Origin of the sequence: Zavarzinella formosa DSM 19928 (genome assembly GCF_000255705.1) — a bacterium.
In the GTDB taxonomy this organism is placed as follows: domain Bacteria; phylum Planctomycetota; class Planctomycetia; order Gemmatales; family Gemmataceae; genus Zavarzinella; species Zavarzinella formosa.
On record NZ_JH636444.1, the window covers coordinates 417304 to 431302 of the forward strand.

A 13999-nucleotide genomic window follows, 5' to 3' on the forward strand; every position below is an offset into this window, starting at 1 on the left:
CCCGGCTTTGTCATGTCCACTGGATTTACCCACACGTCGAATTGTTCGGCAGTCAGATAGCCCAACGACACACCGGCTTCCTTCAGTGTTGATCCGTCTTTCAGGGCCTTTTTGGCGATAGAGGCCGCCTTGTCGTATCCGATGTGGGGGTTCAGTGCGGTCACAAGCATCGGCGAGCTTGACAGATATTTATCGATCTGAACTCTGTTCGGCTTGATGCCTCCGCGGGTGGCATTGTCTTGCACGCAATGCTCCCGGAACGACCGGCAGGCATCCGTCAGCAATTCCACCGAGTGCAGTAGATTGTGAATGATGACCGGCTTGAACACGTTCAGTTCAAAATTCCCCTGCGAGGCGGCGAAACTGATGGTTGCGTCGTTGCCCATCACCTGCACGCACACCATCGTCATCGCTTCCGATTGCGTGGGGTTCACTTTCCCCGGCATGATTGAGGAACCCGGTTCATTTTCGGGGATCGTCAGTTCGGCCAGGCCGCATTTCGGGCCGGAGGCCATCCAGCGGACATCGTTGGCAATCTTCATCAGGCCGACGGCCAGCGTCTTCACGGCCCCGCTGGCGGCCACCAACGGTTCGTGCGCGCTCAGGGCGGCGAACTTGTTCGGGGCGGAAACGAAGGGAAGTTTCGTTTCCTCGGCGATCCGTTTCGCCACTTTATCCGCGAATTCCGGGTGGCTGTTCAAGCCCGTGCCGACGGCCGTCCCGCCCAAGGCCAGTTCCAGCACTCCGGGGAGGCTGGCTTCGATGCGTTGAATCGCCTGATCGAGTTGGGCGACATACCCGGAGAATTCCTGCCCAAGCGTCAGCGGAACGGCGTCCATCAAATGGGTCCGGCCGATTTTGACGATCGTTTCAAATTCCTTTTGTTTGACGACCAGCGAATCCCGCAATTGCTTCACGCTCGGGATCAACCGATGGGTGATCTCCTCGACGGCGGCAATGTGCATGGCTGTCGGGAACGTGTCGTTGGACGACTGGGACATGTTGACATCGTCGTTCGGATGCACCGGGGTTTTAGACCCCATCACCCCGTTCGCGAGTTCGATGGCCCGGTTGGCGATCACCTCGTTGACGTTCATGTTCGTTTGCGTGCCGCTGCCGGTCTGCCAGATCCGCAAGGGAAAATGGTCGTCGAGTTTACCCGCGATCACCTCATCTGCCGCCTTGCTGATGAATTCCACCTTTGCAGCCGGTTCGATGTCTTTTTTCTTGAACAACCCGAGTTGCAAATTCACTTGGGCGGCCGATTTTTTGAGGATTCCAAACGCCCGGATGATTGACCGGGGCATCTTGTCCTGTCCGATGGCAAAGTGAATCAACGAGCGGGCGGTCTGCGCCCCATAATAGCGGTCCGAGGGGACATCAATCTTGCCCATCGAGTCGGTTTCAACGCGGTTCGACATGGAATGGCCTTTCGCAAAAACGCATCAACGGAAGTTTATTCTTGAACGCCCGGCGCGGCATATTGTTTCCAAAGGTAATACGCCCCGAGGCTGAAGCCAATGGCGATCACCAACCAGCGGACATATTTGGCCGGGATGCGCCGTGATACCCTGGCCCCGGCGTATCCGCCGACGATGGCCGCCCCGATCATGACGGCCGCATAAGTCCAAACCACTTCTTTTTGGCAGATGAACACGACCACGGACACTAGATTAATGACCGAAGCGAGCAGGGTTTTGGCCGCATTTGTGTCGTGGATGGAGTCCGTCCCCATGAACGGCAAAACGGAGAGCATCAAAATACCGATGCCCGCCCCGAAATAACCGCCGTACACCGCGATGAGGAACTGGCCACCCATGATGACGGCCACCATTCGGGCGGAGGGTTTTTCGTGGTGCGTTGTCCGGATCAATTTCTTCAAGACGGGTTGGACGAGGAAGAGGACCGCCGCCGTCAGAATCAACCACGGCACCAACTGATCGAACACTTTGGACGGCAATTCGGTGACAAGCAGCGTGCCGATGAGGCTTCCGACAATGCTGGGAAGGATCAGGCGGGAGACCAACGGCCACGTTTTGCGGATCTCGTCCCGATAGCCAAACACCGAGGCCACCGAACCGGGCAACAGAGAAACCGTGCTGGTCGCATTGGCCTGCACCGAGGTGAGGCCGGGAACAGCCAGCAAGGCGGGGAAGGTCAGCAGTGTGCCGCCTCCCGCCATTGCGTTCACAGCCCCGGCGAAAAAGGCCGAGCCAATCAACAGCAGATACATCATCGCCGAATCATTCATCGCGGCGTCACTTCCATTTCACCACGACGCCGAGGTAAGTGTCCTTGTTCTTCAGCAATCCTTCGTAGGCGGCTCCGATGCCATCCGGTGTGATCGTGTGGGTCACCAGCTTTTCCGTGCTGAGCCGGCCGGAGGCGAGGGCGGCGAGCAGCCAAGTCTGGGCCTTGTTGATATCCCATGCCCCGGCCATCCGAGTGTGGGCCGGCTCGAACAGCATGTTGCCGTGGGCGCCGCTCACTTCGATGTATCGACGGTGCAGGTCGTCGTAGAAGTTCACATCCTTGGCTTTGCCACGGGGACTGCCGACGACAATCACTTGTCCGCCGTCGCAGGCCAGCGACATTGCCACGGGCACCGCATCCGGAACGCCGGTCGCGTCGATGACGATTTCGGCTCCACGCGCGCCGAGGATGTCGGCTAGTTTGGCCTTCGCATCGGTCGCCGACGGATCAATCACCGCCGAGGCACCGGCCGCGAGGGAGGCTTCCCGCCGCATGGGAACCGAGTCGATGCCGATGACGGGATTACAACCGGCGGCCAGCGCGCATCGCAGGGCGAATTGGCCGATGATTCCCTGACCTTGCACGGCGACCGAACGGCCGAGCGTCAGGCCGGCCCGCAACACGCCGCCCAAACCGTAGCGGGAGATGCAGGCAAGGGCCGCCTTCTCGTACCCGAGGTTTTCCGGCAGTTTCCACCAGCGGCCCCGTTCGTGTCCGATGGTCATGAGTTCGTGGGAGGCATGGTTGCCCGGATAACTGATTCGATCCCCGGCCTTCCAGCCCCTGATGTCCGATCCGACGGCGACAATCACCCCGGCCGCGCTGTATCCGGGCCGGAAGGGGAATTTCCAATCCGTCATCTTGGGGTCTTGGAGCCACTGGTGGGTTCCGGTGTACACGGCGAGTTCCGTCCCGGCGCTGATGGCGCTGGCGTGGCATTCCACCAAAATCTGGTTGGCGGCCGGGGAGGGGAGTTCCACATCCCGGATTTCCACCTTGAACGGTTCGACGAGTTGAGCCTGAGCCACTTTCATGGACACACCACAGAGGAAGGATCGGTTTAATGCTCCGGCATTCTATGACCCATGACGAAAGAGCGTCCCGTCGGCAGGGGAAAGCCGGGTGTTCCATGAGAAATTGTCTGGCATTCATGGAACCGGGACGCTAAATCTACATTACCAGAGAAGTTGCTCGTCTCTCCCTTCCCATCCATCAGGGGGCGTGTATATGCGGGTCCGACTGGTCCCAATGGACGGCGGATCGCCCGTCGAAATCGAGAAGGATCTGATTGTCGTGGGCCGTCGCGAAGATTGTGATGTCCTCTTGGACCACAAGAGCATCTCGAAGCAGCATTGCGTGATTGTCAAGAACGACGGGCTGTTGCTCATTCGCGATTTGGGCAGCACCAACGGAACGCGGGTCAACGGCCAGCGAGTCCGGCGGGCCGCGCTGCTTCCGAACGATCAGTTATTTATTGCCAGCCTTCGATACACCGTGCAAGTCGCGCACGACGATGAGCCGCTGAGCCCCAATGAATACACGCAACAACTTGACGGCCGGGATTTGAAGAAATTGATCGATCAGTCCGAACGACCGGGGGAGATTGGCGACGATTCGGAAGCGGACCTGCCGATGGTGCAGGCGAACCCGCTGCCGGATGTTTATCCGCAGGAACCGGCCAAGCAGAAGTGACAGCGGATCACGCGCCGAACAATACTTTGGACAGCACATCCCACATTCCCGCCACGGGTGGATTGGCTGGGTCCACGTTTCCGATTCCCTTGCACGTCAGGCACGGATAAGTCTTTCCTTCATCATCCTTCAAATTCGCCTTGCCCTCGCAGGTGGGACAAACAAAGGGCATGTACCCCAAATTGCCGGGGGTGTAGGGATACTTTCCATTTCCCGAACATAATTTGCATTCGGGAGAACCCCCGCAATGGCATCGAATCATTCTCGGCATTAGTGTTCCCGACAGAGAGTAAAACACAAGGCGGTTGTCATTTGCCGCCGAAGAGATTCCCCAAGCCCAGCTTGATTTCTTTTGTATCCCCCGCCTTGACGATGGCCTGATTTGCCTTCTCCAGCATGTTCTTTTGCAGTGATGGCTTCCATTGGTTCAGCAGGTCGATGGCCGTTTTTCCGAGGGTCTTTGCCAAATCGCCACCCACCCCGGCCGTGTGTTCCACCACAAGTTGGTCGTAGGTAAGATCCGCCTTCAAGATCCGCATCCGCATGGTAATATCCGGAAAAAAACTGTCTGTCTTAACAGCCTTGGTCATCGATTCGCATTGCATCGCCAAGATTGGCCGGCAGCGAGCCCGTGTTTCCCCGCTGTAGACACGTTCCCCGGCCATCCAGACTTGTTGCTCAAACTTGATGCGGACGTTGAGCGTGACCACCAGCTCGAAGGTCATCACCCCCGGAGCCGGTTTTTGCACATTTCGCACGATCACATTCAGCGATTGTTCCGGGTTGTCTGCATCGACACGCAGGCGACGCCAAGTGCCGTCGTTCCTCAGCCCCTGCATTGGTTTGGGCTTCAGAAGAATGCCGGATTTCTCCCATTTGATCCCGACGGTCACGTTTTTTTGTTTGCCCCAGTCGTTGTTTTGTTCGGCCAGCGGCGTCGGCAGGGCGCTCAAGACAAACGTGCGGATCACCTTGGCCAGTTCGTCGGCCGGCGGCGGGTCGATTGGTTTCGATTTTTCTTGAGCCAGCGAGAATGTGCCGCAAGTCATCCCGAAGAGCAGGGTCCACAGTCGGATCATGAACGAATTCTCCGGGAAGGTTGGTGTGTTTTTGCGTCAACCGGCGGTTTTCAAAATCTTGGTGATGTAATCCCGGACGCCAACCACGTCAACACTGGTTGCCACATTGGCGTTGGGCTTTCCAGCGGGGGTTGACCGGGTGTCGAAGACGGTCATCCCGCGGGTGAGATCGCCCCGGAGTTCCACATCAACGAAATGCCGTTCCGAGGTGAGCAGTTCCCGTCGGGCCAGGGCGACCAATCCCAGCACGTCCTTCAGGTGGAAGCCCTCCGAACCGTAAAGGTTACAACTCGCCCGGATACCGTAGGGGACGATTTTTCGCAGGAATCGACAGGTCGCCGATTCCGGGGAGGGGAGTTCCAACAAGTCGCTGGGGGAAAAGAACAATTTGCGGGAAACATCAAGCGGGATTAACGTGATGTTGGCGGCCGATCGAAGAACACCCCGGAGGGAAGAGGGGTCACAGGCGGCATGAAACTCGGCCGTTGCCGAGTAATTGCCTGGTTCTTTCCACGTCCCGGCCATCATAATGACCCGGTCAATCAGGGAAGGCAATTCCGGGTCGCGGTCGAACGCGCGTTGCAACATGGTCGCCGGTCCCAGCACGAGGATAATCACCTCATGCGGGTGCTGCCGGACCAATTCCACGATGAGCTTGTCGCCTGGCGTGGGTTGATGCAGCGAGACGGGGGGAAAGCCGACATTGCCAAGCCCGTCCGTTCCGTGGAGGCGGGTTCCGTCCATTTCATAATCGATGGACAGGGCCGCCCCCAATCGCGGCCATTTGGGCGGGTCGACGGCATTGATGAGCAAATGCACATTCTTGGTCGCCTGTTCCGCCGTGACATTGCCCGGAGTGGCGACCAGACCAAGCAGGTCGAGCGTCGAATCGTGCAGAGCTAGCGACATGGCAAAAGCCGTGTCGATTCCCGGATCGCCGATAATGATGCATTTCTGGGGCATGAAATGGCTCCTTGTTCAGGCCGAGACCAGATCGGCCGCCGACGTTTGAAGTTCTCGCAGGACCGCATTGGCCCGGCCGGACCGGATCGCTTCCCTTGCCCGTCCCACTCCTTCGGTCAGGGAACCGACGGCCCCGGCCGCCAGCAGGCCGGCTGCCGCGTTCGCCAGCACCATTCGTAGGGCGGGACCGGCTTCCCCCTCAAGGACACGCCGAATGATTCCGGCGCTCGCCACCGCATCCGCGGCCTGAATTTCCGAAAGTTCCACCGGCTCCAAATCAAAATCATCTGGTGTCCAGACCGTCGAAACAATCCCTTTTGAGGAAACAATCCGCACATCTGTTGGCCCGCTCAGGCTGACCTCGTCGAGACGGTTTCGACCGCTCACCAAGATGGCTTGTTCGCATTCCAGATTCAACAAAGTCCCGGCGAGCGTATCCAGCAACCCCGGAATACCAACCCCAAGGAGATGATGCCCGGCACCCGCCGGATTCAACAACGGCCCAAGCAGGTTGAAGATGGTTCGCACACCTAGTTTCCGGCGAAGCGGACCCACCTTGGCCAATGCCGGGTGAAACGACGGGGCGAAACAGAACGCATATCCTGTTTTCGCATACGTCGTCTCGACCCATTCAGGCCCGGCCATGATTGGCACGCCAAGTTCCTGCAACACATCGGCACTTCCCGACCGGCTCGACACCGCCCGGTTTCCGTGCTTGACGACCCGGACCCCGCACCCGGCGACCACCAAGGAAACGGCCGTGCTGATGTTGAATGTGCCGCTTTCGTCGCCGCCGGTGCCGCAAGTGTCCAAAACCGGTCCGGCCGGCGAGGGAAGCGACCGTTGAAACCGCCGCATGGTCCGCACCGCTTCGGCGATTTCGCCAGCCTTCTCGCCGCGCATGCGCCACGCAGTCAACACCGCTCCGGCAGAAATCTCGTCGAACGGCTGGCTCACCAAATCCGTGAGGAATGAGTTCACCTGATCGGGGGACAAATCTCGTCCGTCGAGCAAGTGCTTCAGAAGATTCCGAAAATGCGGCAAAGAATCGCTGTTCATGGTTCCACTTTACGGGAACAGACCGAATTGATTCAAGAACTTATGTCCGGAAGTGCCTTTCCATCTGTACGGATGTCACATATACTAATTTATAGGTATGTAAATATGGTCTGATCACTCTTCGCACGTGTAATAGTCGTGCAATGGTTTGGATTCTCCCATGTCCGACACGAGTACGATCACTCCCCGTCAAAACGAAATTCTCTTTTTTATCCGCGATAAAATTGTGGAACGCGGCTATCCACCATCCATCCGGGAGATTGGCGAGGCATTTGACATCGTATCCCCCAATGGCGTGATGTGCCATCTGAAAGCCCTTGAAAAGAAGGGATTCATTGAGCGAAACAAAGGGGTGTTGAACCACAAATCAGCCGCGCGGGCGATCACAATTCCCGGAATGCGGACCACGCCGGCTGTGTTTCCCATGCTCGGGCTGGTGGCCGCCGGACCGGCGATAGAAGCGGTTCCCCAAAACGAACAGGTGGACTTGGGCGAACTTTTCGCCGGCAAGGATCACTTTGCCCTGCGGATCAAGGGGCAGTCGATGATCGAGGATCACATCGACGAAGGGGACATCGTGATTATTCGCCGCCAAGAGACGGCCGAGAACGGTGACCGCGTGGTGGCCATGATTGATGGAAGCACCACATTGAAGAAGTTTTACCGCCGTAAGAATCAGATCGTGTTGGAGCCATCCAATAGCATGTTGCCCCCGATCGTGATCGATCCCGAGGAGCAAAATTTCAGTTTGGTGGGCATTTTGGTTGGGGTCGTCCGCAAATGTTGAGCGGGCGATTTGATCACTTCTTCGGCTGAAGCAACCGTGAACCAAGCCATCCGCCGAGGGTGCTTATCAACGTTACCGACCCGACCAGAACCCCCAAAAGAGCCGGGGCTTGTTGGTTGAGCGAGAGTTGATCCTGCCAGAATTCCACTCCCATCGGGCGTTCCCCGCCATATTTCCAGTGCATGGCGGCAATCGCCAATCCGGCCGGTAATCCCGCCAGCATTCCTTGTTTCAACCCGGCAGCGGTGTTTGCCCCGGCCAGCGTTCCACCGAGCACGGCCGCCAACGTGGCCATCTGCCAAACCACCATTGAACTGCCGCCAAACGAGCCAAACTTGGATCCGATGATCCGGGACAAATGGTGTTGTAACGATCCGGCCCAGTATGTTCCCGCAACGATCAGGGCCGCGCCGAGCAGAACCCGCCAGATGACCACCGGTGTCTCGATGGTCGGTTCGATGGCGAGGCTGCGGATTCCAGAAGAACCGATTAGCGGGACAATCGGCACCGGGGGGTAAATCAGGCGTCCGGCGAAACCGGCCATCACTCCGACCAAACCGGCCATCAGAGGGAACCCGAAAACCCATTCTCCCGGAAGGGTTTCCCCAGTCCGGTTAAGCTGCCAGAGATGGCCGAACGCCGCGAGAACCCCCACTGTCAGACCGGTGAGTTCCGCTTTCCGGTTGGCGGTCCCGGCGACCAACCCCCCAAGCAGGCAGGAAGCGAGCAGAATGCCAATGAGCATCTGCTCGGTCGGGGCTTGTTGCTCGGGAATCCAAAGCAGAACGGCCGTCGCCAGGTGATCCAAGCCGGCGAAGCACCCAAAGACACAAACCAAACCAAAGAGCATTCGGCGAAAAAAACGAGGTGTTTCCGGGTCGAAATCACGCCAAGAAGCGGGAAACGCCCGAGATGCCGCCCCGCCGGAAGACGATGACGCACACCGGGGGCATTCCACCCCCCGCATGGTCGGCCGTCGGCATGTCGCACAAATTCCGTTCATCCCGCCACCCCGCGAACCCGTTTCAACCGCATCACAAACCAAACAAAGCATATCTCACAAAACAGTGCATGGATGGTACGATCCCCCGCGATTCATTCCGCAAAAACGCAAGAGATCCTGAATTGGATTTCTGCGGGTACTGTGCGGTCGCAATATTGTGCCAGGAGAGGAAGAGAGTCGTTTTCGTTGCGGCCATTTGCATGCGGGCAAAACTTCATCTATGGTTCACGCATCAAAAACTGCCAAGGAAGGCACATATGCGGACGGATTACGGACATTCTTTTTTGAACGGCTCGCAAGAACGCGTTTCTCGCATGACGAACTCTCCGACCGTCCTCGTGATCGACGACGATCCCAACATCCGAGAATCATTGCAAATGATTCTCAAGGATCAGGGTTATCGGGTGATTGAGGCTTGCAACGGGGAGATGGGAATCGGCAAAGCCGTCGGCGAGCGTCCCAATTTGATCATCGTCGACATGATGATGCCGAAAGTGTCGGGATTCCTTGTCATTGAGCGGGTCAAACACCAACACAACCTGCCAATTCCCATTATCATGTTGACGGGCAATGAAAGCGATCAACAACGATCTTACGCTGAGTTCCTCGGCGTTGATGCGTATCTGAACAAACCTGTCCGCATCTCTCAATTAATGGAAGCCGTCGAGCGGTTCTGCCCGATCATCCCCGGTGGGATCTCCGTCGCCGGGCCGGAGCCGCAACATCTTCCAATTTCTTGGTAAAACCAATCATCATGGTTTTTCCTGAATCGTTGAGTACACCGTGCCCTCAATGGGTTTCCCACCAGGGCCGGTGAGCTTGTAGACGATCCGCAATTGCATACAGGGCGCCAGATCGCTCAGGGTGATGGTCACCGTGCGGCGATCTTCCGAGAGCGTCTTGCCCTTGATTCCCACAAGATCGTGGCCTTCTTTGTTCGGATCGACAAGCGACCAGTCTTTGGAGCCATACGTGGCGCTCCAGCGGTAGTTCCAGCGTTCCACCACAAAACCCTTGTCGCCGATCAAAGAGGCCGGGTCGATCTCCCGGTCGAACTTCAATTCGATCTTGTTCTCCGAAGTGGCGAATCCCACCGGCATGTTGAACGGTTTCCCGGTGGCCCGCACTCGTTGCAGGCAACCATCCTTTTCGGCCGCCGTCTGCCAGCCGTCGAGTCCGACGACATACAATCCGTTATCCTTGAGATTGAAACGCGCCCGAGCCGAACCGGACAAAAACTTCAACCCAAGGTCGGCGGCGGCTGCCTGAAACTTCGTGCCGTCCCGCAGGATGGCGTAGCCCTTGCAGCGACCATAAGAGAGGTGCAACATCGACCCGCCGAGCGATCCCCATTTTTCATCGGGAATCCAAGCCTGTCCCCCGGCCGAGTTGTCCGCGATTTTGGGAAGCCACAACAACGGCGGGTCGTATGTCTTCGGCGGTTCCACCCGATGATGCGTCCGCATGTCCCCGTAGAAACCGCCTTTCTTGTATAGATCAAGACGGGTGACAGGCATCCAATTCCCTTCTTGATCCGCCCCGGAGACCACGCCGGTCGGCGACATTCCCAACCCGATGGGGTGCCGGAACCCGGTGCTGAAGATCTCCATCATCGAACCATCCTTGCTCACTTTCAGCAGACAACCGCCGGTCGGAGTGTGATCGTCGCCTGTCTTGAAAAAGTAAAAGTTGCCGTCCGGATCGGTCTCCAGACAGGTGTCGTAAGAGTGTTCTCCCCCACCGGTGTGCCAGTCGTTGTTGACGCAGCGATAAAAACTGGCTTCGCCCATCCCCGTCAGGGCTGTCAACTGGCCGCGTTCCAACACATGAATTGTTCCTTCGACCACCTTTAAGCCAAGGGGTTGGTAAAGCCCGGTGGCGTAGCGTGTCCAATGAATCGGGCCGGGTTTGCTGAAGTCGCCGCTGGCGATCCAGACATCGCCGTGGGCGGTGCAGATGGCCACGGAACCGTCCGGCAGGAAATCCACGCCGGTCACAAAAAACAACGAGTTGTACGGATTCTGGTAGGGGAGGGCGAAGGTGTCAATCACCAGCGGGGCATCAGCGTCTTTGCCGAATTCAAGCTGGGTGGTGATTTCCTTGGTCCAGCGACGGGGCGGCGGGAGAGTCTTCTCCTTGGTTTCCACTTCTGTTTTGACGGCCGGTCGGGATTTGACCGCCCGAAGAAAATCCCCCTGTTGTTCGGCCGATCCGGTCCAGTAAACCACTTCGACACCCTGTCTTTTGGCGGTCGGCGGCAGGGCGGCCGAGACGATTCCCTTCGCATCGATCTCCAGGGTTGCTTCCCCGTGCAAGGTAATCATCCTGGCTTGTGTGCCATCCAGACTGACCACCGCAATGCCGCTCGGAATATTGATCAATTTCCCGCCGGGAAACTCGGCGACCAGACATTTCAACGCCTCTTGATGTGGTTCGAGCAACAATGTCCGGATGACTGCCGTTCCTTTGGTGATCGTCTCCGCCCACGGGGTTTCGGTCACCGTCGTTTTGCCGACGGTGTAATGCAGTGAGGTGTGCTGGCCATCAAGGGATAGTCCTTTGAATTTGGCCCATTCTTTGGGAATTGGCGCCGTTGTTGGATGAACAGTGGCAAAGTTGCCTTTGTCATCCGCCCAACCGGCCAGCGTGGAGGAGGTGCCGAAGGTCACCGTTCCCGCCGGGGTGGGTGTGTTCAGCAGACCGAACCGCCGGGAACTGTGATTCAAGAACCCGCCGGACCATGTGGCCGCGAAGCGAAGTTGGTTCCGGTCGAACAAGTACGAGGTTTCTTGTTTGTCGCCGAGTTTGATGGCCGTTGCCTTGTACACCCGGCCTTTGCCAACGGGGCCGGTGTAATCGATGGTCGCATTTTGGAAGGGGCCGGTGTCGGTCTTTTGAAAGCGACCGTCCACCCAGTCCTTGTCCGTCTCTCGTTCCCAGGCTTCGCCAGCGACGCTGGCCGGTGGCGTCCAGTTGGTGTCCGCGCTGATGCCTTCGTTGCCGTCCAGTTTCCAAAGGCTGATCGTATGCTCATCCCGTTCGAGAGCGGCCGCCGGGACAGCCTTAAATTCCCGGATGATCTTGGAAATCCGAACATCATCAACCAAGCCATCGGAACCCACCCGATGATCCGGGGCGTAGGCTCCGCCGATCAGGAGGGGGCCATCGACATTGGCGAGTGATTTGTTTGCCGTCACTTTCTGCTCGGTCACCATCTTGCCATCAGCCCAAAGACGCACCGTCGTGCCGTCGAAAGTCATCGCCACATGATGCCATGCGCCGTCGCAAATGTTCACGGATGATTGAATCGCGGAAGCTTGCATTCCCGGCATGAAAACACTCAACACCCCCGTGCCCGAAAACGTGTAAATCTCCCAATGACGCGCCGATGATTTCGGATCGGAAGATGCAAGCACATTAAAGTTGGTTTTGGAGAAAAGTTTGGCCCAACATTCCACCGAGAAGGGAGGCTTGCGGTAACGGTCGTCCCCCTCGATGCTGGCGGGGATGGCTCGGGCATCAAGAGCCTTGTCGAATTTCCCCTCGCCAAATTGCAATTGGCGAACCACCGGGGTCGGGGTCTTTATCACAGGGATTTCCCGATTGGCCGCCCACGCGCAAGCCCGACGGATCAGGAGGGCCGGGCCTTCGCCGCGAAGGGATTCGGCCGAATGGCCCAGCACCGTCTGGAACACGCGGGCTTTGCCGTACTGGTAGACCCACGCCAGCGGTTCGTCTTTCCCGGTGTCGCGAGATTTGGCGGTGGCCAGCACTTCGACCGGCTCGTCCCCTTGTTGTCGGTAATAGAGTTCGTCGGTTGTCTCGAAATCGGTCATTCCCTCGGTGATCGGATGCTTGCCGACGATCTTCACCGGGAATTTGCCGTAGGAATCGTGACCGCTTTTGCCTTTGGTGTGATCCCAAACCCGTCGGACGATCTTGCGATATTCGGGCCAGTCCGATTCCTTGGCATCGGGCAACGATGAGTGAAAAGCTCCGTTGGCAAAGTGGATCACCGCCAGCCCATGACCCGATTCGAGATACTTCAGCAGGTTCTTTTTCGCCGCATCGCTTAATCCGGGCCGTTGCCAGTTCACATAGTTTTGGACGATCAACTCGTATCCGCTCAAGTCTTCGCGGGCCAGAAACTCCACGTCATCAATGATCCGGCAGCGAAACCGTCCGTCCCGTTCGATGATCGTTTTCAACATCTGGCTCGTTTCCCGCCAGTTATGGAACGGTCCGTCGTGCCCGGTGAGAATCAACGCCTGGGCGGGACTGCCGACGGTCACCAGATTGATTTCCCGGTCGCCGATGAATTCACTTCGGACACCATCTTCCGGCACCTCGGCATGGGCCGTCCAGAGGATCGAATTGAGCAGGAGTTTCCGATACGAATCATTGCGCCAGTTGTCGAAGAAATGCCCGCCGGTGAAACCAACCCCCCGGCCGCCGTTGGCCCGTTCCAAGGCCCATCCAACGGTCTGTAAACCTTCTTTGCCGATTTCGACATTCAGGATCGGCGTTGCCTTCGGTTCTTTGGGCCGAAACTTGATGTTGTAATAAAACTCGTCGAGGATCTCGAAGGGCTTGATGCCCCGCGTGGTGGGATGTTCGCCCGGCGTGGCCTTGGCCATCACGGTTTGAATCTTCGAATACCAGCCGTTCTTCGCGGGTCCGCTCTGGTAATCGAAATGGCCGCCGACCCAATCAAGAATGGAATCCCCGGCCGAATCGTTCGGCAGAAACGTGGACCAGTGAACGAGAACCAACCCGCAACCACGATCCATGTGCTTCTTCAGCGTGGCCATCCGGTCCCCGACGAGGAGTGGATGATCCTTTGCGTTCCGGTCTGATCCGCTGCTCACAAACACAATCGTGTCGGCATCGTCGAGAGTCGCGGGGCGGTCCGGCCATCCTCGCAAGTGGGCCTCGGTGCGGATGTTTTTGACATTGGCAGCCGAGTCGAGGCAATGCTTGAACAGCCGGACGGTTTTTTCGTATTCATGTGTCCCCGCCGGGTGGCTTCCGTCCATCGGCCCGGCAATGAGGACGATTTTCTTGGCTTTCACCGGTTCGGCCGCCGGGAGGGAACCGGCGATAAGCAAAAGAAGCAGTGAAAAAAGTGTTCGCATGTGGTTGGCCATGTTCGGAAGGCGATGG

12 protein-coding genes are annotated in these 13999 nt (G+C 57.8%); 3 read left to right on the forward strand and 9 right to left on the reverse strand.

Annotated features, from left to right (window positions below; genetic code table 11):
• The 3 genes from fumC to BGIM_RS0130705 all read right to left on the reverse strand — a co-directional run.
• Positions 1 to 1421: class II fumarate hydratase (gene fumC / locus BGIM_RS53180; RefSeq protein ID WP_020473506.1), on the reverse strand; the 1421-nt coding region annotated here is incomplete at its 3' end.
• A gap of 35 nt (positions 1422 to 1456) precedes the next feature.
• Positions 1457 to 2251: a sulfite exporter TauE/SafE family protein gene (locus tag BGIM_RS0130700; protein ID WP_020473507.1), complete on the reverse strand. Its 795-nt coding sequence runs from the start codon at positions 2249 to 2251 to the stop codon at positions 1457 to 1459.
• A 7-nt stretch (positions 2252 to 2258) separates the two neighbouring features.
• Positions 2259 to 3287, reverse strand: coding sequence for a zinc-dependent alcohol dehydrogenase (locus BGIM_RS0130705; protein ID WP_020473508.1), 1029 nt, complete (start codon positions 3285 to 3287; stop codon positions 2259 to 2261).
• Between the two features lie 193 nt (positions 3288 to 3480).
• Between BGIM_RS0130705 and BGIM_RS53185 the strand changes: the two genes are divergently transcribed.
• Positions 3481 to 3945 (forward strand): FHA domain-containing protein, encoded by a 465-nt coding sequence (locus BGIM_RS53185; protein WP_020473509.1) that lies wholly within the window; start codon positions 3481 to 3483, stop codon positions 3943 to 3945.
• Positions 3946 to 3952: 7 nt separating this feature from the next.
• On the opposite strand, the gene BGIM_RS63510 is transcribed toward BGIM_RS53185, so the two are convergent.
• The 4 genes from BGIM_RS63510 to trpD all read right to left on the reverse strand — a co-directional run bounded on the left by BGIM_RS63510 (position 3953) and on the right by trpD (position 7046).
• Positions 3953 to 4117 (reverse strand): hypothetical protein, encoded by a 165-nt coding sequence (locus BGIM_RS63510; protein ID WP_020473510.1) that lies wholly within the window; start codon positions 4115 to 4117, stop codon positions 3953 to 3955.
• Positions 4118 to 4253: 136 nt separating this feature from the next.
• The gene (locus tag BGIM_RS0130720; RefSeq protein ID WP_020473511.1) at positions 4254 to 5024 is read right to left on the reverse strand and encodes a hypothetical protein; all 771 of its coding nucleotides are present in this window, start codon (positions 5022 to 5024) and stop codon (positions 4254 to 4256) included.
• A gap of 36 nt (positions 5025 to 5060) precedes the next feature.
• Positions 5061 to 5987 carry a nucleoside hydrolase gene (locus BGIM_RS0130725; RefSeq protein ID WP_020473512.1) on the reverse strand — a complete coding sequence of 309 codons (927 nt, stop codon included), beginning with the start codon at positions 5985 to 5987 and terminating at the stop codon, positions 5061 to 5063.
• Between the two features lie 15 nt (positions 5988 to 6002).
• On the reverse strand, positions 6003 to 7046 hold the full coding sequence (gene trpD, locus BGIM_RS0130730) for an anthranilate phosphoribosyltransferase (RefSeq protein ID WP_020473513.1): 1044 nt from the start codon (positions 7044 to 7046) through the stop codon (positions 6003 to 6005).
• Positions 7047 to 7206: 160 nt separating this feature from the next.
• Between trpD and lexA the strand changes: the two genes are divergently transcribed.
• Positions 7207 to 7833, forward strand: a complete 627-nt coding sequence (gene lexA / locus BGIM_RS0130735) for a transcriptional repressor LexA (protein WP_020473514.1) — start codon at positions 7207 to 7209, stop codon at positions 7831 to 7833.
• A gap of 13 nt (positions 7834 to 7846) precedes the next feature.
• Here lexA and BGIM_RS0130740 read toward each other — a convergent pair whose 3' ends face one another.
• Positions 7847 to 8641 (reverse strand): hypothetical protein, encoded by a 795-nt coding sequence (locus BGIM_RS0130740; RefSeq protein ID WP_157369548.1) that lies wholly within the window; start codon positions 8639 to 8641, stop codon positions 7847 to 7849.
• Between the two features lie 509 nt (positions 8642 to 9150).
• Here BGIM_RS0130740 and BGIM_RS63515 point away from each other — a divergent pair.
• The gene (locus BGIM_RS63515; RefSeq protein WP_157369549.1) at positions 9151 to 9579 is read left to right on the forward strand and encodes a response regulator transcription factor; all 429 of its coding nucleotides are present in this window, start codon (positions 9151 to 9153) and stop codon (positions 9577 to 9579) included.
• A 9-nt stretch (positions 9580 to 9588) separates the two neighbouring features.
• Here BGIM_RS63515 and BGIM_RS58555 read toward each other — a convergent pair whose 3' ends face one another.
• On the reverse strand, positions 9589 to 13971 hold the full coding sequence (locus BGIM_RS58555; protein ID WP_162136303.1) for a ThuA domain-containing protein: 4383 nt from the start codon (positions 13969 to 13971) through the stop codon (positions 9589 to 9591).
• Between the last annotated feature and the right edge of the window lie 28 nt (positions 13972 to 13999).